General features: G+C 72.6%; 22 protein-coding genes, 6 tRNA genes and 1 pseudogene. 16 read left to right on the forward strand and 13 right to left on the reverse strand.

The genetic code is table 11. The annotated features are described in order from the left end of the window. Window positions 1-144 precede the first annotated feature (144 nt). The 4 genes and pseudogenes from DVA86_RS06405 to DVA86_RS06420 all read left to right on the forward strand — a co-directional run bounded on the left by DVA86_RS06405 (window position 145) and on the right by DVA86_RS06420 (window position 2,605). Window positions 145-416: pseudogene (locus tag DVA86_RS06405) on the forward strand (hypothetical protein). Between the two features lie 249 nt (window positions 417-665). Continuing rightward, complete coding sequence (locus DVA86_RS06410; protein ID WP_208876481.1) at window positions 666-875, forward strand: hypothetical protein; 210 nt, start codon at window positions 666-668, stop codon at window positions 873-875. Between the two features lie 333 nt (window positions 876-1,208). Then, a complete protein-coding gene (locus DVA86_RS06415) occupies window positions 1,209-2,294 on the forward strand; it encodes a phosphotransferase family protein (protein ID WP_208876482.1) in 1,086 nt (361 codons plus the stop codon). A gap of 8 nt (window positions 2,295-2,302) precedes the next feature. Beyond that, window positions 2,303-2,605 carry a TFIIB-type zinc ribbon-containing protein gene (locus DVA86_RS06420; protein WP_208876483.1) on the forward strand — a complete coding sequence of 101 codons (303 nt, stop codon included), beginning with the start codon at window positions 2,303-2,305 and terminating at the stop codon, window positions 2,603-2,605. A 94-nt stretch (window positions 2,606-2,699) separates the two neighbouring features. Here the strand turns inward: DVA86_RS06420 and DVA86_RS06425 are convergent. The 4 genes from DVA86_RS06425 to DVA86_RS06440 form a co-directional block, all read right to left on the reverse strand. Then, window positions 2,700-2,771, reverse strand: a tRNA-Val gene (locus tag DVA86_RS06425). A gap of 25 nt (window positions 2,772-2,796) precedes the next feature. Continuing rightward, window positions 2,797-2,868, reverse strand: a tRNA-Val gene (locus DVA86_RS06430). 1 nt (window position 2,869) lies between these two features. Next, window positions 2,870-2,940: transfer RNA gene (locus DVA86_RS06435), tRNA-Cys, on the reverse strand. 28 nt (window positions 2,941-2,968) lie between these two features. Further along, a tRNA-Gly gene (locus DVA86_RS06440) sits at window positions 2,969-3,041 on the reverse strand. A 118-nt stretch (window positions 3,042-3,159) separates the two neighbouring features. On the opposite strand from DVA86_RS06440, the gene DVA86_RS06445 reads away from it, so the two are divergent. From DVA86_RS06445 to DVA86_RS06455, 3 genes are read left to right on the forward strand one after another with little or no spacing between them, the layout of a single operon-like run. Next, the gene (locus DVA86_RS06445) at window positions 3,160-4,281 is read left to right on the forward strand and encodes a chorismate-binding protein (protein ID WP_208876484.1); all 1,122 of its coding nucleotides are present in this window, start codon (window positions 3,160-3,162) and stop codon (window positions 4,279-4,281) included. Then, window positions 4,278-5,099, forward strand: a complete 822-nt coding sequence (locus tag DVA86_RS06450; RefSeq protein WP_208876486.1) for an aminotransferase class IV — start codon at window positions 4,278-4,280, stop codon at window positions 5,097-5,099. Before DVA86_RS06445 ends, DVA86_RS06450 begins: the two co-directional genes overlap by 4 nt. Window positions 5,100-5,103: 4 nt before the next feature. Then, a complete protein-coding gene (locus DVA86_RS06455) occupies window positions 5,104-5,940 on the forward strand; it encodes a GNAT family N-acetyltransferase (protein WP_208876487.1) in 837 nt (278 codons plus the stop codon). A gap of 103 nt (window positions 5,941-6,043) precedes the next feature. On the opposite strand, the gene DVA86_RS06460 is transcribed toward DVA86_RS06455, so the two are convergent. Continuing rightward, on the reverse strand, window positions 6,044-6,550 hold the full coding sequence (locus tag DVA86_RS06460) for a DsbA family protein (protein WP_208876488.1): 507 nt from the start codon (window positions 6,548-6,550) through the stop codon (window positions 6,044-6,046). Window positions 6,551-6,647: 97 nt separating this feature from the next. On the opposite strand from DVA86_RS06460, the gene DVA86_RS06465 reads away from it, so the two are divergent. After that, window positions 6,648-7,157 (forward strand): hypothetical protein, encoded by a 510-nt coding sequence (locus tag DVA86_RS06465; protein ID WP_208876490.1) that lies wholly within the window; start codon window positions 6,648-6,650, stop codon window positions 7,155-7,157. A 114-nt stretch (window positions 7,158-7,271) separates the two neighbouring features. Here DVA86_RS06465 and DVA86_RS06470 read toward each other — a convergent pair whose 3' ends face one another. Continuing rightward, window positions 7,272-7,880 carry a hypothetical protein gene (locus DVA86_RS06470; RefSeq protein WP_208884449.1) on the reverse strand — a complete coding sequence of 203 codons (609 nt, stop codon included), beginning with the start codon at window positions 7,878-7,880 and terminating at the stop codon, window positions 7,272-7,274. A gap of 236 nt (window positions 7,881-8,116) precedes the next feature. Continuing rightward, window positions 8,117-11,131, reverse strand: a complete 3,015-nt coding sequence (locus DVA86_RS06475) for an AfsR/SARP family transcriptional regulator (RefSeq protein WP_208876492.1) — start codon at window positions 11,129-11,131, stop codon at window positions 8,117-8,119. A gap of 210 nt (window positions 11,132-11,341) precedes the next feature. On the opposite strand from DVA86_RS06475, the gene DVA86_RS06480 reads away from it, so the two are divergent. After that, on the forward strand, window positions 11,342-11,521 hold the full coding sequence (locus DVA86_RS06480; protein ID WP_208876493.1) for a hypothetical protein: 180 nt from the start codon (window positions 11,342-11,344) through the stop codon (window positions 11,519-11,521). 6 nt (window positions 11,522-11,527) lie between these two features. Here the strand turns inward: DVA86_RS06480 and DVA86_RS06485 are convergent, their stop codons facing one another. Beyond that, a complete protein-coding gene (locus tag DVA86_RS06485; RefSeq protein WP_208876494.1) occupies window positions 11,528-12,094 on the reverse strand; it encodes a CGNR zinc finger domain-containing protein in 567 nt (188 codons plus the stop codon). A 169-nt stretch (window positions 12,095-12,263) separates the two neighbouring features. Beyond that, on the reverse strand, window positions 12,264-12,677 hold the full coding sequence (locus tag DVA86_RS06490) for an SsgA family sporulation/cell division regulator (protein ID WP_003959770.1): 414 nt from the start codon (window positions 12,675-12,677) through the stop codon (window positions 12,264-12,266). A 191-nt stretch (window positions 12,678-12,868) separates the two neighbouring features. Here DVA86_RS06490 and DVA86_RS06495 point away from each other — a divergent pair, with 191 nt between their 5' ends. The 4 genes from DVA86_RS06495 (at window position 12,869) to DVA86_RS06510 (ending at window position 14,014) form a co-directional block, all read left to right on the forward strand. Beyond that, complete coding sequence (locus DVA86_RS06495) at window positions 12,869-13,189, forward strand: TIGR02611 family protein (RefSeq protein WP_208876495.1); 321 nt, start codon at window positions 12,869-12,871, stop codon at window positions 13,187-13,189. A gap of 37 nt (window positions 13,190-13,226) precedes the next feature. Continuing rightward, window positions 13,227-13,298, forward strand: a tRNA-Val gene (locus DVA86_RS06500). 77 nt (window positions 13,299-13,375) lie between these two features. Continuing rightward, complete coding sequence (locus DVA86_RS06505; protein WP_208876496.1) at window positions 13,376-13,900, forward strand: SRPBCC family protein; 525 nt, start codon at window positions 13,376-13,378, stop codon at window positions 13,898-13,900. 42 nt (window positions 13,901-13,942) lie between these two features. Then, window positions 13,943-14,014 (forward strand) — tRNA-Val (locus DVA86_RS06510). 175 nt (window positions 14,015-14,189) lie between these two features. On the opposite strand, the gene DVA86_RS06515 is transcribed toward DVA86_RS06510, so the two are convergent. Beyond that, window positions 14,190-14,852 (reverse strand): LuxR C-terminal-related transcriptional regulator, encoded by a 663-nt coding sequence (locus DVA86_RS06515; RefSeq protein WP_208876497.1) that lies wholly within the window; start codon window positions 14,850-14,852, stop codon window positions 14,190-14,192. Then, window positions 14,840-16,000: a sensor histidine kinase gene (locus tag DVA86_RS06520; protein WP_208876499.1), complete on the reverse strand. Its 1,161-nt coding sequence runs from the start codon at window positions 15,998-16,000 to the stop codon at window positions 14,840-14,842. Before DVA86_RS06520 ends, DVA86_RS06515 begins: the two co-directional genes overlap by 13 nt. 171 nt (window positions 16,001-16,171) lie before the next feature. On the opposite strand from DVA86_RS06520, the gene DVA86_RS06525 reads away from it, so the two are divergent. Beyond that, entirely contained in the window at window positions 16,172-16,348 is a 177-nt protein-coding gene (locus tag DVA86_RS06525) for a hypothetical protein (protein ID WP_208876500.1), read from the forward strand. Window positions 16,349-16,418: 70 nt separating this feature from the next. Here the strand turns inward: DVA86_RS06525 and DVA86_RS06530 are convergent, their stop codons facing one another. Further along, entirely contained in the window at window positions 16,419-17,144 is a 726-nt protein-coding gene (locus tag DVA86_RS06530) for an exonuclease domain-containing protein (RefSeq protein ID WP_208876502.1), read from the reverse strand. A gap of 200 nt (window positions 17,145-17,344) precedes the next feature. Between DVA86_RS06530 and thrS the strand changes: the two genes are divergently transcribed. Beyond that, the gene (gene thrS / locus DVA86_RS06535) at window positions 17,345-19,324 is read left to right on the forward strand and encodes a threonine--tRNA ligase (RefSeq protein WP_208876504.1); all 1,980 of its coding nucleotides are present in this window, start codon (window positions 17,345-17,347) and stop codon (window positions 19,322-19,324) included. Window positions 19,325-19,389: 65 nt separating this feature from the next. Further along, window positions 19,390-19,953 carry an HIT family protein gene (locus DVA86_RS06540; RefSeq protein ID WP_208876509.1) on the forward strand — a complete coding sequence of 188 codons (564 nt, stop codon included), beginning with the start codon at window positions 19,390-19,392 and terminating at the stop codon, window positions 19,951-19,953. 92 nt (window positions 19,954-20,045) lie between these two features. On the opposite strand, the gene DVA86_RS06545 is transcribed toward DVA86_RS06540, so the two are convergent. Then, window positions 20,046-21,716, reverse strand: coding sequence for a hypothetical protein (locus DVA86_RS06545; RefSeq protein WP_208876511.1), 1,671 nt, complete (start codon window positions 21,714-21,716; stop codon window positions 20,046-20,048). Window positions 21,717-21,888: the final 172 nt, after the last annotated feature.

A 21,888-nucleotide genomic window follows, 5' to 3' on the forward strand; every position in this document is an offset into this window, starting at 1 on the left:
CACGATAGGCGGCGCACCCGGTGTCAGACGGATTGTCAGTGCCGGGTGGGATTCTTGGAGTACGGATGAGGTGCCCGCCGCGGCGGACGGCGGGCCCCGGCCCCGGACGCGTCAAAGGCGCGTCGGAGAAGGGGGATTGACGGAGTGAAGGGTGACTGGATCGAGGTCGTCGTGGACGCCGGAGACACGACGCGCACGTCCGAAATGAGCGCCGGCCGCGCCGGTCGGCGCATCGAGACGCAGGTCCGGAGGGGAGTGGTCGAAGTGAGCGAAGTCACCCTTCCCCATGGCTTCGCATGGGAGGTGCCCCCCGCGGCACGGTGGTGCGCACCGCGCGCTTCATGGCGAACCGGGTGCTGGCCCTCGTGGAGCACCCCGTGCCGCGCGCGGACGCCGAGCCCGACGCACAGCGCTGACCTGCGGGAGCGGTGCGGCGCCCGGGTGCACGGCGCGGGCCCCTCCGGGAAGTCCCCGGTGCGAGGGACGGGTTCTCCACCCTAGGGAGTATCCCGGGCCGTCAGGAGTCATCCTGCGGGAGGCCCCTGAGTCAGTACGACGGCATGACGCTCCGCGTTCACGACCGGCCTAATGTTGTTTTCAAGCGGCGGGCGCAGCACTCGTCCCCCGAGGTCAGACGCCCGCCGCCCCGGACCGAGGAGCAGATCATGGCGCACACAGCAGGGCGTCCGACGTCCCGGGCGCACGGGCGTCTGGCGGCGTTCACCGCCGTCGGCACCCGTCCCCGCGACCGTCGGCACCCGCTGGTGGCAGCCGCGATGGTGCTCCCGCTGGCCGTCGTTCTCGCCGTCGTCTTCGGCGGTGTGGAAGCGGTGGTCACCCAAGCGTCGTCCGTGGCCGGAATGCTGGGGCGCTGAGCGGCGCCCCGGGCTCGGGAGAGCGGCCCGAGTCGGGGACATTCGGCCATCAGCCCCGTGGGGACGGGGGTGCGGCGGGCGGCTAGAGAGCCCGGGCAGCTGGGGAGCTGCCCGGGCTTCGCCCTGTCCGGGGGCTGCCGTTGGCCCGCTGGGCGGTTCATCCGTCCGTCGCGGTCGGCCGGGCACGTGGTGCTCGGCCGGCACGGAGCAGTTCGTCCGTACGGAGGAGACGGCCGCGCGCACGCCACGTTCACGCGTACGGGGCGGCGGCCGTGAGATGCCCGGGCGTACGGGAGTCCCGCCGCCCGCGGGCCACGCGTACGATCCGGCCGCATGCAGCAGGAAGCAGCCACGGACACGTCCGCTCTCGCCGAGAGCCTCCGCGGCCTCGTGCGCGCCGGCGCCGGTCAGGGCCGCGCGCCCGACGAACCGGTCGTGCTGGCGGACCGGGCGGACGGGACCGTCGTACGGCTCGGCAGCGCCGTCGCCAAGGCACACGCGGCCGACGCCGACGCGGCCGGGCTGGAGCTGCGGCTGCGTATCGCCGCCGACCCCGGGCTGGCCGGGATCCTGCTGCCGCCGCTGCCGCCCGGCACGGTGTCCCGGCTGGCCGACGGGCGTCCGGCGACGCTGTGGCCGTACGGCACCCCCGTCGACCCGGAGGCCCCCGACGCCGCCCCGTGGGAGGAGGCGGGAACGCTGCTCGCGCGGCTGCACGCCGTCCGACCGGACGGGCTGCGCCGGCGCCTGGGGTGCGGCCCGCTGCCCGCGATGCGGGGACCGGCGAAGGCGGCACGCGCCCTGGACCGGATGCGGACGGCACTGGCGGCACCGCTCGCCGACGCCACCACCGGCGCGCACGCCGCACCCGCCCACGCCGCCGCGACCGTCATAGAGCGCGTCTGGGCCGGGCTCCCCGCCTGGTGCCGCGCCGACGAGGGCGCCGTCCCGCCCCGTACGGACGCGCTCTGCCACGGGGACTTCCATCTGGGGCAGTTGGTGCGCCACCCCGCACCGGGCGGCCCCTGGCAGCTGATCGACGTCGACGACCTCGGCGCCGGCGACCCCGTCTGGGACCTGGCCCGGCCCGCCGCCTGGTACGCCGCCGGGCTGCTGCCGCCGGCCGCCTGGCAGCGCCTGCTGCACGCCTACGAGCACGCATCCGCCGCGTCCGGCGGCGCCTCCCGCGACGCGTGGCCGTACGGCGACCCGTGGCGGCAACTGGACGCGCCCGCCCGCGCGTTGACCGCCCAGACCGCCGCGGTCGCGGTGGCCAAGTCGGTCACGGAGCGGCGCCCGCTCGACGAGGACGAGGAGGCGCTGGTGTCAGCCTGCGAGCGCATTGCCGCAATGCCGAACTACGGGCAGGCCGGGCGCCGTAGTGTGGATCCGCCCGCCAACCGAACGCCGAGGAGATGAAGCCGACGATGCAGTGTCCCAAGTGTCGTGCACCGATGCAGTCGTTCACGCGCAACGGTGTCCAGATCGAACAGTGCAGCGGCTGCCGGGGGATCTTCCTCGACTACGGCGAGCTCGAAGCGATCAGCCGCTTCGAGGCGCAGTGGTCGCAACAGGCCCCGCCGCCGCCCGCTCCGCCCGGCCCCGGCGCGCAGCCGTACCCGGCGGCTCCCGCCTGGGGCGCGCCGCACCAGGGGCATCACGGACACCACGGGCAGCACGGGCACCACGGCCGCCAACGCGGCTTCGGCCGGATGCTGTTCTCGTCCTGAGCCCGCCCTCTCGGCCCGGGCCTGAACTCCCCCCGGAACAGCCCGGATCCGAAAGAAGAGTCCCCGGCCGCATGCGACCGGGGACTCTCTCCTGTGCGCGATACTGGGATTGAACCAGTGACCTCTTCCGTGTCAGGGAAGCGCTCTCCCGCTGAGCTAATCGCGCGGGTCGGTCCACCTTAGCGGACCAGTGGACGATACTGGGATTGAACCAGTGACCTCTTCCGTGTCAGGGAAGCGCTCTCCCGCTGAGCTAATCGTCCGAGGTGGAGACGGGATTCGAACCCGTGTAGACGGCTTTGCAGGCCGTTGCCTCGCCTCTCGGCCACTCCACCATGGCGGGGTTCACAGTACCCCCATCCGAGCGGACGACGAGATTCGAACTCGCGACCCCCACCTTGGCAAGGTGGTGCTCTACCAGCTGAGCTACGTCCGCAGATGTGCCTCCCGGTGCGTGCACCCGGCGACGTGTTGAACTTTAGCGGATTCGGCGACCAGCTCAAATTCGCTTTCCGCGGCATAGCCCGACGGCATCCCCTCCTAGACTCGGTGCCGTGTCCGACCTCGCCCCTCTCGCCCGGTTCGGCGGCCTTGTCGCCACCGATCTGCGCGACGTCACCAACGACCCCACCGCCCTGGACTCCACGGGCTGGTGGGCGGTGGTCGTCACGTTCGAGGGCGAGGTGACGTGCGCGCGCTTCGGTGACGTGCGGCCCGCGCAAGGACGGCCCGCGGACGTACGGACTCCCGCCCGCGTACGGACCCCCGGCGGACCACCGCACCCCTGGCGCGGCCCCGCCCCCGGCGGGTGGATCAGCTCGCTCGACCGCGCCGCGTACACCGCCGGTGTGCGCCGCGTACGGGAGCACATCTCCGCCGGCGACGTCTACCAGGTGAACCTCTGCCGCGTCCTCACCGCGCCGCTGCCCGACCCCCGACCCGCCGCCTCCGACGTCGACCGGCTCACCGCCCTGCTGGCGCGCGGCAACCCCGCCCCGTACGCGGGCACCGTCCGGCTCCCCGCGCATGGCGTCGAGGTCGCGACCGCCTCGCCGGAGCTCTTTCTCCGCCGCGACGGCGCCACCGTCAGCTCCGGGCCCATCAAGGGCACCGGACGCACGGCCGCCGATCTGAGCGAGAAGGACCGCGCGGAGAACGTGATGATCGTCGATCTCGTACGGAACGACCTCGGCCGCGTCTGCGCCACCGGCACCGTCACCGTCCCGGCGCTCTGCGCCGTCGAGCCGCACCCCGGGCTGGTGCACCTGGTGTCGACCGTGCGCGGCGAGATCGCGCGGGAGCACCGGCCGTACGCCTGGGCGCGGCTGCTGGCGGACACCTTCCCGCCCGGTTCGGTCAGCGGTGCGCCCAAGCACCGCGCGCTCCAGGTCGTACGGTCGCTGGAGACGGTGCCGCGCGGCCCGTACTGCGGCGCTGTCGGCTGGGTCGACGCGGACCGCCGCACCGGCGAACTGGCCGTGGGCATCCGTACGTTCTGGATCGACCGCGGCGTGCCCGGCGGCCCGGTGCTGCGCTTCGGTACGGGCGCGGGGATCACCTGGGGCTCCGATCCGGAACGGGAGTGGGAGGAGACCGAGCTCAAGGCGTCGCGGCTGCTCGCGGTAGCGTCGGGGGCATACCGGAACGAGAGCCGGAACGAGAGGACGACGACGTGAGGATCTGGCTCGACGGCGCCCTGCGGGACGCGGACAGCGCGCGGGTCTCCGTGTTCGACCACGGCCTGACCGTCGGAGACGGTGTCTTCGAGACCATCAGGACCACGGACGGCACCCCCTTCGCCCTCACCCGCCACCTTGACCGGCTGGCCGCTTCCGCGCGCGGCCTCGGCCTGCCCGAGCCGGACCTGGACGAGGTGCGCCGCGCCTGCGTCGCCGTGGCCGAGGCGAACCCGGCGCCGCTGGGGCGGCTGCGCGTCACGTACACCGGCGGCACGTCGCCGCTCGGCTCCGACCGCGGTACGGAAGGGCCCACGCTGGTCGTCGCCCTCACCGAGGCCGCCCGCCGCCCGGACACCACCGCCGTCATCACCGTGCCCTGGACGCGCAACGAGCGCGGCGCGCTGGCCGGCCTCAAGACCACCTCGTACGCGGAGAACGTGGTGGCACTGGCCCGCGCCCGCCAACAGGCCGCCACCGAGGCGCTGTTCGGCAACACCCTCGGGCGGCTCTGCGAGGGCACCGGCACCAACGTCTTCGTCGTGCTCGACGGCGAGCTGCACACCCCGCCGCTCAGCTCCGGCTGCCTCGCCGGGATCACCCGCGCCCTGGTCGCGGAGTGGTGCGGGGCGCGCGAGACGGACCTGCCGATGGACGTGCTCGACCGCGCCGACGAGGTGTTCCTGACCTCGACGCTCCGTGACGTCCAGGCCGTCCACCGTATCGACGGGCGCGAGCTGCCGGGCGCGCCCGGACCCGTCACCGCCAAGGCCATGCGCGTTTTCGACGAGCGCTCCGCCGCCGACCACGACGCCTGAGCCGGTGACCACCACGCTGCGCCCGCGCGGCCCCGAGGAGCGGACGGCGGACGGCGCGCGCTCACGTACGTACGCCATCTGCGACAACGCGCGCACCGTCGGCACGGTCCGGCTGGCCGTCGACGTACGGTACGGGCCGACCGCCGGCCGTGTGGCCGAGCTCGCCGTCGACCCGCCGGAACGCCGCCGCGGCCGCGCCGCCGTGGCCCTGCTGGCGGCCGAGGAGGTGCTGCGGGGCTGGGGGTGCGACCAGGTTGCGGCCAGCGTGCCGGCCGCCGCCGAGGGCGCGTTGGGGCTCGCCGCCGCGCTCGGCTACACCGAACGCAACCGCAGCATGGCCAAGTCCCTGACGGACCAGCCGCCGTTGCCCGCGGGCAGCGCGCTGCGCCCCATGAACGACGCCGACTTCGCGGCCTGGCGCGAGCGCGACAGCCGGCGGCAGGCCGAGGCGCTGGCCGCCCGCGGCGTACCGGCCGACGAGATCGACGCCCGGTTCGCCCGTGACCTGGCCGCGCTGCTGCCGGACGGCCCGGCGACGGCCGGGATGCTGCTGAGGGTCCTGGCGCACGACGGCGCGGACGTCGGCACGCTGTGGGTCTGCCTGTCCGGCGTACCGTTCCCGGGCGCGGACGCCTGGGTGTACTCGGTCGAGGTCGACGAGTCCCGGCGCGGCCGCGGCCACGGCCGTACGCTCATGCTGGCCGCCGAGCGGGCGTGCCTCGCCGCGGGCGGGCGCGACCTGGGGCTCAACGTCTACACGGACAACACCCCGGCACTGCGCCTGTACGAGTCGCTCGGCTACCGCACCGTCGAGCACCACCTGGCCAAGCCCCTGCTGTGACCGCCCGCCGTGACCGGCGGTGGTACGGCCGGGGCGGGCGGCGGCCGTGCCGCGGGACCGGCCGGTGTGACCGCTTGCCGTGACCGGCGTGCGCGGAGGGTTGTCAGCGCCCGAGCAGCCGGTCCGCGATCTCGGTGATGCGCTCCCGCAGCCCTTCCTGGCTCTTGCCGCCGTGCAGCACTTCCCCGTCGATCACGTACGTCGGGGTGCCCGTCACGCCGATCGCCTTGCCCTCGGCCTGGTCCGCGTCGACGATCAGCAGATGCCGCCCGTCGACCAGCGCGGTGTCCAGCTCCTCGGCGTCCATGCCCACCTCGGCGGCCACCTCGGCCAGCAACGGCTCGCCGCGCGCGCCGAGTTCGCCGCTGCGGGCCAGGACGGCCTCGGTGAACGCCTCGCCCCGCCCCTGCGCGTAGGCCTCCTCGGCCGCCTGCGCCGCCGCGTACGCGTGCCGGTGCTTCTCCAGCGGGAAGTGCCGCAGCCGGATCTCCAGCGCGTCCCCGTACCGCTCACGCAGCGCGTGCAGGTCGCCCACCGCCTGGTGGCAGTCGGGGCACTGGAGCTCGCACCAGAAGTCGAGCACGGGTCGTTCGCCGGGGGAGTCGCTCATGCCGCAAGTCTCCCACCCAGGGATGAGCACCCCCCAGATCCCCCTGAAAATTCGGACGGGCATGGCCCATGACGCCCGTACGGTGCACGATGGATACATGCTCATCACGACCGTGTGCGCCGCGCTCTCCGCAGCCGGACTGGCCGTCGCCTTCCTGACGGCATACCGGCGCCGCTTCGTCGCGGCCACCCGTATCGCGGCGTTCGCGCTGCTGCCCGTAGGGCTGGCGATGGCCGGGCTGGTGGAGCTCGGCGGCGAGGTCGGCAAGGCGGTGGGGGACTGGGCCACGGACCTGGTCTTCAAGCCCACGGTGTGGTCCGGCTTCGGCGTGCTCGCCGTGGCCGTCGTGCTGTACGTCATCGCGCGCTTCGCGGCCGGCCGCGCGGGCGCCCAGCAGGGCGCCGCCGGGCCGTCCCGCAAGGAGCGCCGCGCCGCGGCGCGCGCCGAGCGCGCGCAGGCGTCCGCGCCGGGCGCTTCCGCGCCCTCGCTGGGCCCGGGCAAGAAGGAGGCCGGGAAGCCCGCGGGCGGCTCGGGCGGCTCAGGCGGCGCCGGCGCGGGGGAGGACTTCAGCGACATCGAAGCCATCCTGAAGAAGCACGGGATCTGACGCACCGCGCTCGGAAGCCCCGATCCGATGCCGGATCGGGGCTCGTCGCGTCGCCGTCCGTCCCCGGGGCGCAGCGGACGGAGACAGGCGCGGCTTCTCAGCCGGCCCGGACTCTCAGTTGGCCCAGACGACCGGGCTGCTGCTGTAAGCGTCGCCCTCGTTGAACGAGGCTGCCGTGACGGGCGCGGTCTTCGTGGCGCTGAGCGCGCAGGTCTCGTACGACGCACCCTTGGTGTTGAAGTCCCGGGGCGCGCTCTCGTTGTCGCACTTGCCCGGGATGTCGCCGATGAGCACGACGCCCGTGGCGCTGCCGCCTTCCAGCACGCCGTCGAGCTTCAGCGACGCGTACGACAGGTCGGTGCCGCCGACGTTCTCCACCTTCGTCTTGATGAAGTAGGGCGTCATGCCCTTTGCCTTCGCGCCGAAGCCGGACATGTCGGCCTCGGTGCCCTTCTCGATCGCCGTGACGGTCACGGCGATGGTGCCCTTCTTCTGGCTCGTGTACTCGAACGGCAGCACGGCCCGGTCGCCGACCTTGACCTTCGTGCCCGGCGCGGTGACGTCACCTTCGGCCGGGGCACCGTCGTCGCCGCCGTCGGTCGGCGTGCTCTCGCTGCCGGGCTCGGACGAGGCGGGGGCCGGGGACGACGCCGACGGCGAATCCTTGGCTCCGGTGTCCTCCTTCTCGTCGTCGCTGCCGCAGGCAGAGACCCCGAGCCCCATGGTGACCAGAGCGGCCGTGAACACGATACGTCCCTTGTGCACTGCTTTTACCTCACTGCTAAGTGAGCTGCGCCGATACGGCAGCTCGAATGTTCGATGCGTCAGGAAATGACGGGCGACACAGCCGGACACGCCAGAGCGGCTGGTCAACAGCGCTACGTCGCCGAGGTTCAGAGTGACACACCCCGGAATACGGCGGGCACACGCCGGGAATACGCCGGGGCTCGGCGCACGGCTCAGCGGATCCTGGCTCCCACGGCAGCCGCCTCGTCGGCCAGGTTCCTCGCGGCCGTGTCGTCTCCCGCCGAGGCCCGCAGCCGGGCGAGCTTCTGCAGCACGCCCGCGAGCAGGTACGGGTAGTCGATACGGCGGGCCACCTCGACCGCCTGTTCCCCCTGCCGGATCGCGGCCTCCAGGTCAGGGCGCTCGTACAGCCGGAGATCCAGCAGGTCGACGAGCACGCGGGTCTCGAACAGGGGGTCGTGGATGGCGCGCGCGATCTCGGCGCCTTCGAGCAGCCGGCGGCGCGCGTCGGCGTACTCGCCCCGGGCCAGATGGAGGCAGCCCCAGGCGTGGGCGAGGTAGAACGCGCCCGAGGGCCCGATGTCCCTGGCGTACGCGCTCAGTTCCGTGAACGACTCCTCCGCCTCCGCGTGCCGGCCGAGCGCCAGCTGTGCCTGCCCGAGCCAGTAGGTGTCCCGCGCGATCAGGGTCCGGATCCCCTGCTTCCGCGCCCCGGCGACGATCTCCGCGAGGACCTCCACCGCCGCTTCCGGCCGCCCCGCCTGCAGGTGAGCGAGGCCGACCTGGGAGTACGCGTGGAGCGCCGCGGCGGCCTGCCCGCTCGCGTTGAGCCGCTCGTACGCCTCGCTGCCCGCCGTGATCGCCTCGGTCAGATGTCCGTTGGGCACGAGGAAGAAGGGCGCGTTGCTCAGCGCCTCCAGATAGCCCCGCCGGTCCCCGATCCGCTCGAACAGGCCCATGGCCTCGGTGTTGCACTCTTCGGCCGGGCCGTACTGGCGCCGGGTGTAGCGCAGTCCGGCCATCGAGATGAGCAGTCTGGCCCGGCCCCGCATGTTGCCCGCGTCCTTGGCCAGGCGCATCGCCGTCTCGTAGCACTCCTGCCAGTCGTCGAAGTACCGCTCCGTCTCGAACAGCGTGTGCCCGCCCACGGCCAGCTCCCAGCAGAGCTCGTCCCTGCCCAGCTCCGCGGCCTGCCGCACACCTGTCACCAGCGGGACGCGCTCCGCGTCCAGCAGCGCCATCAGCGGTGCGGAAGGCGGCACGCTCGCCTCCACCCGCTCCGGCCGCCACCGGGCGGCGTCCCGCTGGAACATGTTCTGCCCCATGTGGTCGCGGTCGGCGATGTCCGTGAGGGCCAGGAGGGCGCTGAGAACGCGTTCGACGGCCTCGTTCCGGTCCCGCACCGGCTCGTCCAGCTCCGCGCGCTCCCTCGCGTAGGCGCGGATCAGGTCGTGGAAGCCGTAGCGTGCCTGCCCGTTCGTGGTTCCGGTGACGTCGAGCAGATGGACGTCGACCAGATCGTCGAGGAGTTCCTGGGCCTCGCGCAGATCCGTGTCGACCGCGGCCGCCGCCGCCCAGAGCGGGAAGTCGGGCGCCTCCAGCAGCCCGAGGAGCCGGAACAGCCGCTGTGCCTCGGGCCGCAGCCCTTCGTAGCTCAGCCCGAAACTGGCCCGTACCTCGAGATCGCGGTAGCGGAGCGCGTCCAGCCGGTGCTGTTCGTCCGCCAGCCGCGCCACGAGGTCCCCCACGCGCCAGTGCGGCCGTGACACCAGAAGCGACCCGACGATGCGCAGCGCGAGCGGCAGCCGCGCACAGAGCCGTACCAGATCGGCCAGCTCCGCCGGGGCGGCCGAGGCCAGCCGGTCGCCTGTGCAGTTGCGCAGCATGGCCCGACCGTCGGCCTCGGACATCTCGCGTAGCTCGACCCGGTGCGCGCCGCCGAGACCGCCCAGCCGTACGCGGCCGGTGACGATCACTCCGCACGTGCCGCTGGCGGGCATCAGGGGAGCGAGCTGCTCCTCGTCGTACGCGTCGTCGAGCACCACCAGGATCCGGCGCTCCGCGAGCATGCCGCGGTAGAGATCCGTACGCTCCTCCGGATCGTCCGGCACAGCGGTGGCGGGCACCCCCAGCGCACGCAGGAAGCGGCCGAGCACGGCGACCGGGTCCACCGGCTGGGTACGCGCGCCGTCCAGCACCGCGAACAGCTGTCCGTCGGGATACGCGGCTCTGAGACGGTGCGCGGCCTGCACCGCGAGCGCGGTCTTGCCGGTCCCTCCGGGGCCGGAGATCGTCATCACCGCGGCCGGCTCGTCGGCGGCGCGGTCCTTGCGCAGCACCGCGTCGACCTCCTCGAGCTCCGCACGCTGGCCGCTGAAGTCGCCGAGCGTCGGAGGCAGCATCCGGGCGCTGTTGACGCTCTGGTGCTCGCGCTCCGCGTCCGCGACCGCCGCACCCGGCACGGGGCCGTCGGGGTTCTCGGGACTCTCGGGGCCCTCGGTGAGGATGGTCTGGTGCAGGTCCCGCAGCTTCTGTCCGGGCTCCAGACCGGTCTCCTCGGCCAGGATGTCGCGGACCTGGCGGTAGGACTGCAGCGCGTCCGCCCGACGGCCGCAGCGGTACAGCGCGAGCATGAGCTGCGCCCACATCCGCTCGCGGAACGGGTGCTCCATCGTCAACGCGGTCAGCTCGCCGAGAAGCTCGCCGTGCCGGCCGAGCCGGAGGTCGACGTCGATCCGCTCCTCGAGTGCGCCGAGCCGCAGCTCGTCGAGGCGGGCGGCCTCCGAGGTCAGGGCCGGGACGTCGGCGATCCCGGCGAACGCGGGTCCCCGCCAGAGGCCCAGCGCCTCGTCGAAGAGCCGCCGCGACCGTTCGGGATCACCGGCCGCCAGCGCCGCCCGGGCCGAGCCCGCCAGATCCTCGAAACGCGCCGCGTCCAGCTCGTCCCGGCCGGCGCGCAGCAGATACCCCTGGCCCTGCCTGGTGATGCGCTCCGCGTCCCCGAGGTGCTGCCGCAGCCGGTGGACGTAGGTCTGCACGTTCTTGGCGGCGCTCTTGGGCTGCGCCTCGCCCCAGATCGCCTCGGCCAGCGCGTCATCGGTGACCGGCCGGCCCTGCCGGCACAGCAGGACCGCCAGCAGCACGCGTCCTTTCGGTGTGCCCAGCTCCAGCGGTACGCCGGCCCGCCACACGGTCAGTGGGCCCAGTACGCCGAAGTCCACAACCACCCACCCACCCTTTCGACGGCAACTGTAACGGCCGCCGGCCCGTCGCCGGCCCGTCGCCGGCCCGCCGGAGACGGCCCCGGCACCATGATCAACTCGACGGCAGCGGCCGTCGGCGCGGGCCTCGTGAAGCACGGGATCTGACGAACTGCGCTGGGAAAACGGGCGTGTTGAGCACCGCCCGGCGGGGGAGTGCGCGATCATCACCGCGAGATGCCGCACACCACGCAGGACCGCACCGCCGGGTTCCAAGAAGCGCCCCCCGACACGCCCCTCAGCACCGAGAACCGGGGGTGTCTCTACGCACTCTCCCAGCCGCCGCTGATGTTCTTCCTCGCCTTCATCGGCGCCCTGCTGGCGATCACCGGCTTCTACGATCTGTTCCTGCTCTGACGCGGCTCAGCCGGGGGTGTCCGCGGACTCCCGCTGGCGCGCCCGGTACGCCGCCACGTGCAGCCGGTTCCCGCAGGTGCGGCTGTCGCAGTAGCGGCGCGAACGGTTCCGGGAGAGGTCGATGAACGCCCGCGGGCAGTCCGGCGCCTCGCAGCGCCGCAGCCGGTCCTGCTCGCCCGCGACGATGATGAACGCCAGCGCCATCCCGCCGTCCGCGGCGAGATGGCGCGCGACGGACGCGCCGGGCGCGAAGTAGTGGACGTGCCAGTCGTAGCCGTCGTGGTTGGTGAGCTGGGGCGTGGTGCCCGCCTCCGCCACGAGCCCGTTCACGAGCTCCGAGGCGGTACGCGCGTCCGGCGCAGCGAAGATCTGCGCGAACCGCTCCCGTACGGACCGAACGGCCGCCACGTCGCTCTCGGTGAGTTCCCCGACCCCGCTCAGATTGTTGCGCTGCACGTAGTCGCGGAGGTCGGCGACGGTGGCGAGGCCGTCCGGTGTGTCACCGTCGGGCGCGGTGTTCAGCAGATCGACCACATCGTCGAGTGCGCACTGGGTGTCGTGATTGATCTGCACCGTCGCTCCTGGCCGTTGCGGGTCCGATGGCCAACGAGCCTAGCCGCTCCCGCACGCGGCGGCGCCGCCACCGCAAGTAACGTGCGGTGGCGGCGCCGTCATGGGCCGTATACGGCCACCGGTCCCAGCCGTCGCCCCGAGTCGGACGGCTGTCGCGGACCGGGGGATCTCAGCTCTCCGCGAGGATGTGCGAGAGCTCGGTGTCCAGGTCGAAGTGGCGGTGCTCGGTGCCGGGCGGTACGGCGGCGTCGGTCCGTTTCAGGAAGGATTCGAGTGCCCGCGCGGGGGCTTCGAGCAGGGCCTCGCCCTCCGGGGAGCTGAGGGCGATACAGACGACTCCCTGACCGTGGCTGCGGGACGGCCAGACCCGGACGTCGCCCGTGCCGGTGGGCCGGTGCAGACCCTCCGCCAGGAGATCGCGGGCGAAGACCCACTCGACGGTCTCCTCGGCACCGGTGTGGAAGGTGGCATGCACGGCATAGGGGTCGGCCGTGTCATACCGCAGGCCCGCGGGTACAGGCAGTGAGGACTCGCTCGAAACAACGAGGCGCAGGTGCAGCTCGCAGCTGACCGTGGTGTTCATAAGCGCCAGGGCCTTTCGCTCAGTGTGCGCTCGGGGATTCGCACGTCGGCGAAATCGACATGCCACCTACCGGCCGGTTGTAAACCCCTCTGACCGATTTGTGAAGGTTCGGGTCGTTCGTATGGCCTAGGTGTATTTTTTGTCGTACGGCCAGGCGAGTGACGCAAACACGGTCCGGTAAGTTTGCCGCCATGGATGCGCAGACTGACGCGAAGGACGAAGAGCGCCCGCTCGGTTCGCGGGCGCCGCAGTTCGTGCGGGCCTACCGGCCCTTGCACATGAGCTGGCAGGTGGGGGTCTTCCTGGTCGGTCTCGCGATCGTGGTCACCGGCGTCATCCTGCTCCCGCTGCCGGGACCGGGGTGGCTGATCATCTTCGCGGGCATGGCTGTCTGGGCCACCGAGTTCGTCTGGGCCCAGCTCGTGATGCGCTGGACCAAGAAGAAGCTCGCCGTGGGCACCGCCTGGTGGAAGCGGCGCCGAGCGGAACGGGCCGGGCGGAAGCGGACATGAGCACCCGCTGACATGGGGTAATGTGATCGCCACGCGCGGGCGATTAGCTCAGTGGAAGAGCGCTTCGTTCACACCGAAGAGGTCACTGGTTCGAACCCAGTATCGCCCACCGACGGACCGGCGCCGGAATGCCCAAGAGGCTTCCGGCCCGGTCCTCCGCGTATCCGGCGGCATCCGGGAGCACTCGTGACCAAGGCATGGCACCAGTACCGCTTCCACAACGTCTGGCTGCTCCCGGCGCCGCCCTCGGCCGTCTACGCGGAGCTGGCGCGCGCCGCCGACTACCCGGCCTGGTGGCCGCAGGTGCGCGAGGTCAGGGCCGTGGACGAGGGCTCCGGGACGGCGCGGTTCCGCTCGTACCTGCCGTACGACCTGGAGGTCACCGCGCGTGCCGTACGGCAGGACCCGGAGGCGGGCGTGCTGGAGATCGCGATGAGCGGGGACCTGGTGGGCTGGGCCCGCTGGACGATCACGAGCGTGAGCGGTATGGGCGGTGGGCGCCGTGTGCGCGGCATGCGCGGCGGGCCGTACGGCGCGGAAGGCGGCGGTACGCGGGCCGAGTTCGACCAGTGGGTCGAGGCGCGCAAGCCGCTGCTCCGGCTGTTCGCGCTGCCCTGCCGGCCGCTCTTCACCGCCAACCACGCCCTGATGATGCGCGCCGGATGCCGGGGGCTCCGCAAGCGCCTGAGAAGGGGTTTGGATGAAGCGTGAGCCGCACGGTATGGTTCTGCCCGTGCCCAGCGCACACCACCCGGGCGATTAGCTCAGCGGGAGAGCACTTCGTTCACACCGAAGGGGTCACTGGTTCGATCCCAGTATCGCCCACGCAGTCGACAGGCGACATGCGTCCGCGGAAAGCGCGGACCATGTCGCCTTCGTCGTTCTTGCGCGGCTGCGCCGCGCGGGGCGGGGGCTCCGCCACCCGCACTCCCAGGGGCGACAGGCGACGCGTGTCCGCGGAAAGCGTGGACCGCGTCGCCTTCGCCTTGTCAGCGCCCCTCTACGTCGCCGCGCGGCCACCCGCGTTGAGGTAGGCGAGGACCGCCAGGACGCGGCGGTGGCCGCTGTCGCTCGGCGGGAGGCCGAGCTTCGAGAAGACGTTCCCGATGTGCTTGCTCACCGCCCGTTCGCTGATCACGAGGCGGGCGCTGATCTCCGTGTTGCCGTGGCCCTGCGCCATCAGCCGCAGCACCTCCGTCTCGCGCGGCGTGAGCGTCTCCAGCGGGTCCTCGCGGCCGTGCCGCGCTATCAGTTCCGTGACCACTTCGGGGTCCAGCGCCGTACCGCCCGCCGCCACGCGTTCCAGCGCCTCCAGGAACTCCTCGACGCGGCCCACCCGGTCCTTGAGCAGGTAGCCCAGGCCGCGGGCGCCGTCCGACAACAGCTCGGCCGCGTACGCCTCTTCGACGTACTGCGACAGCACCAGCACCGGCAGGCCGGGGAGTTGGCGGCGGGCGGCCAGGGCGGCGCGCAGGCCCTCGTCGCGGAAGCCGGGCGGCAGCCGTACGTCCAGGACCGCCGCGTCGGGGCGTTCGCCGAGCAGGGCGGGGAGCACCTCCGGGCCCGTCGCGGCGACGGCGGCGACCTCGTGGCCCGCGCTGGTCAGCAGCAGTACGAGGCCCTCCCGCAGCAAAGCGTTGTCCTCCGCGATCACCACTCGCACGGCAGCTCCACCTCTATGACGGTCGGTCCCCCGACGGGACTCGACAAGGCTACGGTCCCGTCCAGCGCCGCCACCCTGCGGCGCATGCCCAGCAGCCCGCTGCCGCGGTTCTCCTCCGCGCCGCCCTTGCCGTCGTCCTCCGCGCGTATCCGCAGCACCGAGGGGACCGTACGGTCCAGGACGACGGCGACGCTGGTGCCGCCGCTGTGCTTCGCCGCGTTCGTCAGTGCCTCGGCGACCACGAAGTACGCCGCCGCCTCCACCGCGGCCGTCGCCCGCGGCGCCGCCCCGACACCCGGGTCCTCCACCGTCACGCGCAGCGGGTGCGAGGCGGCCAACGCCCGTACGGCCCCGGTGAGTCCCCGGTCGGTCAGTACGGGCGGGTGGATGCCGCGCACCACGTGCCGCAGCTCGGCGAGGGCCTCCTCCGCCTGCTGCTGGGCGTCGTCGAGCAGCGCGCGGCCCGCTTCCGGGTCGTTCACGTACGCGCGCCGCGCCAGGCCCAACCGCATGGTCAGCGCGACGAGGCGGGCCTGGGCGCCGTCGTGCAGGTCCCGTTCGATGCGGCGGAGTTCGGCACTGTGCGCCGCGACCGCGCCGGCGCGCGTCATGGAGAGCTGCTCGACGCGCTCGGCGAGCCGGGCGCTGGGGGAGGGGCGGAGCAGGGCCGCCGTCCAGTACGCCTCCAGGTCGGCCAGCGAGCCGAACAGCGGCAGCAGCAGCGGGCGTTGCCGCAGCAGACCGCACCACACCCCGTCCACCAGCAGGCCGATCGGCCACAGCAGCAGCGCGACGCACAGCAGCACGATGCCGTACAGCACCTGTGTGACGACCCAGAGCATGTCGCGCCAGGTGCCCGGGTCGGAGCTGGCGGTGCGTACGCGCTCGGTGAGCGAACCGCTCAGCGGCAGGTAGTGCTTGGGCACGACCTCCGCACCGAGCCGTTCGCCGGCGCGTACGCGCGCGAAGCCCGCGAGGCGGCGCAGCGCGAGGACCGCCTCCGGCCACGAACCGGCGCCGATCAGGGTCAGGGCCATGACCGTACAGAGGATGAACAGGGGGATCGTCACGTAGCACACGAGCGAGATCGCGAAGCCCACGAGCAGATGACGGAACGCCCGCCACGCCTCGAGCAGGGGCTCTTTCATCTGTTCACCGTATGCGAGTGCTCACGCGCGGCGCAGGCGCGGTCGCCACACGCCCCTCGGTGGAGTGCACTACACCACCGTGCGGGAGCGGGCACCATCGTGCGCCGGGGCGCCCGGCCGTAGCGTCATACGCGTCCTACGCGGCGTCACAACGGACTTACGGAGGGACCGATGAACCCGGTCAAGGCCATGCTGTGGGCACTGCTCGCGCTCTGCCTCGGCGCCAACATAGCGGTGAGCCTGAAGATGGAGAACGGCCCGATGGAAGTGCTGATGAGCGTGCTCACCGGCCTCGGCGTGCTCGGCGCGATCACCGGGCTGGTGCTGCTGCGGCGCGTCGCGCGCTGACCGAAGGCGCCGCGGAGGCGCACCGCTCCGGTCCGGCCGCGATGACCGCGGGCGGCGTCCGGCAGCCTCGTCACGCCGCGGCGGGGAGTCCGGGGCGCAGCGGCCACGCCGGGTCGACCGGATGCCCCGGGACCGCGGGCGCGAACCACGCCGTCAGGCCGCGCGCCGCCGCCGCGTACCAGACCGCCTGCAGCGTGTGCAGCTGCGCCGGGCTGAGCCGGGAGAGCCGCGGAGCGTACCGGCGGCCCAGGGCCCGTACGACGCCCAGCGCCGCCGCCGCGTCGCTCGCCGCGTCGTGCGGTGCCGCCAGCGGCACGTCGTAGGCCGCGCACAGGCGGGCGAGCGTACGGCGGCCCTCGCGGTGCCGGTCCAGCTGCTTGTCCAGGACGAGCGGGTCGAGCACGCAGAGGGAGAAGCGGCCCAGGTGGCCGGTGAGGGACGCGGCGCGGTGCCGCTTCAACTCGCGGTCCAGCAGCGTCAGATCGAACGGTGCGTTCATCACCACCAGCGGTACCCCCGCGGCAGCCTGCCCGGCCAGGGCCCGCGCCAGCTCCTCCACCACGGGGCCGGGAGGCCGCCCGTGCGCCCGCAGATGCTCCGCGCTCAGCCCGTGCACCCGCGCCGCCGGGCCCGGCACCGGAATCCCCGGGTCCACCAGCCAGCGGCGGATCTGTGGGGGCTGCCCGGCGCCGGCCTGTACGACGAGGGCGGCGGCGACGATCCGGTCCCGTTCGGTGTCGACACCGGTGGTCTCCGTGTCGAACGCGGCGAGCGGCCCCTCGTACCAGCACCCCATGGCCCACTTCCCCGGATGTCCGCTCCGCGCCGCCAGGACCGCCCCGTACGGCTGCTGACGCCCCTCGCCAGGTGATACCGCACCGCGTGCGCGGCCAACCGCCGGCAAACCGTTTCGCGGAGAGGGGACCGCTCTCGGTACGATTCCAGCTGCGCGGCGGTTTCGGCCGCGCGTCCCCGTCAGAGTGTCAGGAGAAACCGGTGGCAGACGTCCGTGTGATCATCCAACGCGATTCCGAGCGGGAAGAACGCGTGGTGACCACGGGCACCACGGCGGCGGCCCTGTTCGAGGGCGACCGCTCGGTCGTCGCCGCGCGGGTCGCCGGGCAGCTGCGGGACCTCGCGTACGAGCTCGCGGACGGCGACGAGGTCGAACCGGTCGGGATCGGCAGCCAGGACGGGCTGGACATCCTCCGGCACTCCACCGCGCACGTGATGGCGCAGGCCGTGCAGGAGCTGTTCCCGGAGGCCAAGCTGGGCATCGGGCCGCCCATCAGGGACGGTTTCTACTACGACTTCGACGTCGCCGAGCCGTTCACCCCGGACGACCTGAAGCGCGTCGAGAAGAAGATGCAGGAGATCCAGAAGCGCGGCCAGCGTTTCTCCCGCCGGGTCACCGGCGACGACGACGCTCGCGAGGAGCTGGCGGACGAGCCGTACAAGCTGGAGCTCATCGGCCTCAAGGGCGTGGCCGCGGAAGCCGCCGAGGGCGCCTCCGCCGAGGTCGGCGCCGGCGAGCTGACCATCTACGACAACCTCGACGCGAAGACCGGCGAGCTGTGCTGGAAGGACCTGTGCCGTGGTCCGCACCTGCCGACCACCCGCGCCATCCCCGCGTTCAAGCTGATGCGCAGCGCCGCCGCGTACTGGCGGGGGAGCGAGAAGAACAAGCAACTGCAGCGGATCTACGGCACCGCCTGGCCGACCAAGGACGAGCTGAAGGCGCATCTGGAGTTCCTGGCGGAGGCGGAGAAGCGCGACCACCGGAGGCTCGGCAACGAGCTGGACCTGTTCTCCATCCCCGAGGAGATCGGCTCCGGACTCGCGGTGTTCCACCCCAAGGGCGGCGTCATCCGGCGGGTCATGGAGGACTACTCGCGGCGGCGGCACGAGGAGGCGGACTACGAGTTCGTCTACACCCCGCACGCCACCAAGAGCGCGCTGTTCGAGAAGTCCGGGCACCTGGACTGGTACGCCGACGGCATGTATCCGCCCATGCAGCTCGACGAGGGCCAGGACTACTACCTGAAGCCCATGAACTGCCCGATGCACCACCTGATCTTCGACGCGCGCGGCCGCTCGTACCGCGAACTCCCGCTGCGCCTCTTCGAGTTCGGGACGGTCTACCGCTACGAGAAGTCCGGCGTCGTGCACGGCCTCACCCGGGCCCGGGGCTTCACCCAGGACGACTCGCACATCTACTGCAGCCGGGAGCAGATGGCCGGCGAGCTCGACTCGCTGCTCACCTTCGTGCTGAACCTGCTGCGCGACTACGGCCTCGACGACTTCTATCTGGAGCTGTCCACCAAGGACCCGGAGAAGTTCGTCGGCACGGACGAGGTGTGGGAGGAGTCCACCGAGGCGCTGCGCCAGGCGGCCGGCAAGCAGGGCCTGGAGCTGGTGATGGACCCGGGCGGCGCCGCGTTCTACGGGCCGAAGATCTCCGTACAGGCGAAGGACGCCATCGGGCGGACCTGGCAGATGTCCACGATCCAGGTGGACTTCAACATGCCGGAGCGCTTCGACCTGCAGTACACCGCGGCCGACGGCTCGCGGCAGCGGCCCGTGGTGATCCACCGCGCGCTGTTCGGCTCGATCGAGCGGTTCTTCGCGGTGCTGCTGGAGCACTACGCGGGGGCGTTCCCCGCCTGGCTGGCCCCGGTGCAGGCGGTCGGCATCCCGATCGGCGACGACCACGTGCCGTATCTGCAGGACTTCGCGGCGGAGGCGAAGCGGCAGGGGCTGCGGATGGAGGTCGACTCGTCCTCGGACCGGATGCAGAAGAAGATCAGGAACGCGCAGAAGACCAAGGTCCCGTTCATGGTCATCGCGGGTGACGAAGACATCGCGAACGACGCGGTGAGCTTCCGCTACCGCGACGGCACGCAGAAGAACGGCATCCCGCGCGCCGAGGCGATCGCCGAGGTGCTGGACGCGGTGCAGCGGCGGGTCCAGGTCTGAGGCGGCCGCCGGCTCCGGGCCGGTAGCGGGCGGGGCCCCGGGGCGGTACCCGGGGCCCGCGCCATATGCTGGCCCGTATGACGAGCGAGCAGCCGGAGCAGCAGATCGGGGTGGGGGCGCCGGACGCGTTCCAGCGTCTGTGGACGCCCCACCGGATGGCGTACATCCAGGGGGAGAACAAGCCGAGCGGACCCGGCTCGGGCGACGGCTGCCCGTTCTGCACCATCCCCACCAAGAGCGACGAGGACGGGCTGATCCTGGCCCGCGGCACACGCGTGTACGCGGTTCTCAACCTCTATCCGTACAACGGCGGGCATCTGATGGTCGTGCCCTTCCGGCACGTCGCGGACTACACCGAGCTGGACGCCGAGGAGACCGCCGAGCTCGCGGAGTTCACCAAGCGGGCGATGACGGCGCTGCGCACCGCTTCCGGGGCGCACGGGTTCAACATCGGCATGAACCAGGGCGCCGACGCGGGCGCCGGCATCGCCGCGCACCTGCACCAGCACGTGGTGCCGCGGTGGGGCGGCGACACCAACTTCATGCCGGTGGTGGGCCACACCAAGATCCTGCCGCAGCTGCTGGCGGACACCCGGGCCATGCTGGCCGAGGTCTGGCCGAAGGGCTGACGGCGGGGCACAGCGCCGCCAGGCGCCCGTACGACGGGCCGCCGGGCCTCCGTACGGGCCCGCCGCCCCCGCTGTCCGTACGGGCGTCCGCGTCAGGCGTCGTACGCGTCCGACTTGCCCGGCTCGGCGCCCTGCACCATCCCGCTGAGCACCTGCGAACGGGCGCCGAACTGGTCGGTGACGCAGCCGTTCTCCTCCAGCACCCGGATCGCCGCCGAGTGCACGACCCGCAGCACCGGCGTCGCCGCGCGCAGCGCGTCGTCCGCCATGAAGCGGTGCCGCCACGGCTTGTCCGCCCACGCGTGCCGCAGCCCGAACGGCTCCGGCAGCGACAGCTTGCCGCCCAGGAAGTCCAGCACCGGCGGGAACCAGGTGAAGGGGGCGCGCGCGGCGAGGCGTACGACCTCACGTGCCTCCACGAGCGGCAGCGTGATCTCCTTGGTCTCCCAGAACTTGACGCTCTTGGAGACCTCCTTGGTCTTCGCCTTCGGCTTCGACGTGAACAGCGGGTGCACGGGCCCCAGCGCGTGCCCGGTGACCTCCACCCGCAGCGTGTGGTGCAGCACCGTCACGCTGATCAGCAGTGTGATCACCAACTGGCCGTCCCAGAGCACGAACTGCACGCCCAGATAGTGCCGGTTGCCGCTGCCGAACTGCTGCTCGTTGCAGATCCGCTGCACCTCGAAGTCCCGGATGCGGTACCCCTCGACCTCCTGGCCCTCCGGCCGGGAGACCTCCTTCGCGCCCTCGCCGACGGGGGAGACGATCCAGTGCTGTATCCCCGGCACCGGGAAGCCGCCGGTGTGCAGCGGCCCGCGCTCCAGCATCCGCAGCTGGTCGTGGATCGCCTTTACGACGTCCCAGCTGCGGAACGGGTTGATGTCGCCGCCCGGGTCCGCCGGCACCAGCTCCTCGGCCAGCTGCCAGCTGCCCCAGCGGGTGCCCATGCCGAGTATGCCCTTCGGGCCCGCGTAGTAGACGAGGTTGCTCGCCTGCTCGGCGCCCAGCTTGGCAAGGCCGAGGCGGATGCGCTCGGCGCCCGCGTCGCCCGGGTCGCGCGGCACGGCCTCGGGGATCTTCGCTCCGATGCCGCCGCCCGCCAGCAGCGACTCCCAGCGGGCCCGCAGGTCCTTCGCGTACTGCTCGCAGATCCGCTTCGCCCACAGCCAGCCGACGATCGGCACGACCACCATGCTGCGCAGATAGAGGCCGAGGAGGCCGCCGTACGGCAGCTTGATCAGGAAGAGGACCGCGAGCACGCCGACCGCCACCAGCGCGGCCATCCCGAACGCGCCGACCCGCTTGTCCTGCGCGCCCGCGATGCTGCGGCGCAGCTGGAACGTGAGCAGCCACAGCAGGACGCCGGGCAGGAAAAGCAGCCCGAAGATCACCATCACGACGGTGAGCCGGGTGTCGCGGGCCTTGCGGATGCGGTTCGCGGCGAGGCAGTGCTCCACGACCGCCTGCGGCTCGGTGCCGAACGACTGGATCAGCGGCTTGCGCGCGCCGCCGAGCAGGCGCGTCTGCACGGCGCGCGAGAAGGCCTCGCCGAGATTCGGCTCGAAGAGGGACAGCTTGGGCGGCTTCTGCTTCGCTTCCTCGTTCGCCTTGATGAGGTCCTCGACCGGACCGTCGCGGTACGCCGCCGAGGCCAGGGCGTTGCTCGCCGCGGTCTGGCCCGCCGAGCCGGAGAGGGGGATCTCGGCGCCCGGACTGAAGTCGAACTCCGTCCCCTCCGCGCTGCCGCCGTCGAACCCCGCCACGCTGCCCCCACCTGCTGTCGCATCCCGGCGGCTGCCGGGACTGAACCATGCGATCCGGCCGGCCGGATCGCTGCCGAAACCACGCCGCCGGCGCCGCACGACGCCGTCGTACCGCGTCCGGCAGGCAGTGTGCCGACCCCGGAGTTGTTCCCAACAGCCGTGGTCGGCACAC

Origin of the sequence: Streptomyces armeniacus, from assembly GCF_003355155.1 — a bacterium.
Taxonomy (GTDB): domain Bacteria; phylum Actinomycetota; class Actinomycetes; order Streptomycetales; family Streptomycetaceae; genus Streptomyces; species Streptomyces armeniacus.

What these genes read in the sequence shown, in the direction of transcription:
- DVA86_RS06410 (WP_208876481.1), top strand. Translation starts at nt 666, where the DNA reads ATGGCGCACACAGCAGGGCGTCCGACGTCCCGGGCGCACGGGCGTCTG.
- DVA86_RS06415 (WP_208876482.1), top strand. Translation starts at nt 1,209, where the DNA reads ATGCAGCAGGAAGCAGCCACGGACACGTCCGCTCTCGCCGAGAGCCTC.
- DVA86_RS06420 (WP_208876483.1), top strand. Translation starts at nt 2,303, where the DNA reads ATGCAGTGTCCCAAGTGTCGTGCACCGATGCAGTCGTTCACGCGCAAC.
- DVA86_RS06460 (WP_208876488.1), bottom strand. Translation starts at nt 6,550, where the DNA reads ATGAGCGACTCCCCCGGCGAACGACCCGTGCTCGACTTCTGGTGCGAG.
- DVA86_RS06465 (WP_208876490.1), top strand. Translation starts at nt 6,648, where the DNA reads ATGCTCATCACGACCGTGTGCGCCGCGCTCTCCGCAGCCGGACTGGCC.
- DVA86_RS06470 (WP_208884449.1), bottom strand. Translation starts at nt 7,880, where the DNA reads ATGGGGCTCGGGGTCTCTGCCTGCGGCAGCGACGACGAGAAGGAGGAC.
- DVA86_RS06480 (WP_208876493.1), top strand. Translation starts at nt 11,342, where the DNA reads ATGCCGCACACCACGCAGGACCGCACCGCCGGGTTCCAAGAAGCGCCC.
- DVA86_RS06490 (WP_003959770.1), bottom strand. Translation starts at nt 12,677, where the DNA reads ATGAACACCACGGTCAGCTGCGAGCTGCACCTGCGCCTCGTTGTTTCG.
- DVA86_RS06495 (WP_208876495.1), top strand. Translation starts at nt 12,869, where the DNA reads ATGGATGCGCAGACTGACGCGAAGGACGAAGAGCGCCCGCTCGGTTCG.
- DVA86_RS06520 (WP_208876499.1), bottom strand. Translation starts at nt 16,000, where the DNA reads ATGAAAGAGCCCCTGCTCGAGGCGTGGCGGGCGTTCCGTCATCTGCTC.
- DVA86_RS06525 (WP_208876500.1), top strand. Translation starts at nt 16,172, where the DNA reads ATGAACCCGGTCAAGGCCATGCTGTGGGCACTGCTCGCGCTCTGCCTC.
- DVA86_RS06530 (WP_208876502.1), bottom strand. Translation starts at nt 17,144, where the DNA reads ATGGGGTGCTGGTACGAGGGGCCGCTCGCCGCGTTCGACACGGAGACC.
- DVA86_RS06540 (WP_208876509.1), top strand. Translation starts at nt 19,390, where the DNA reads ATGCTGGCCCGTATGACGAGCGAGCAGCCGGAGCAGCAGATCGGGGTG.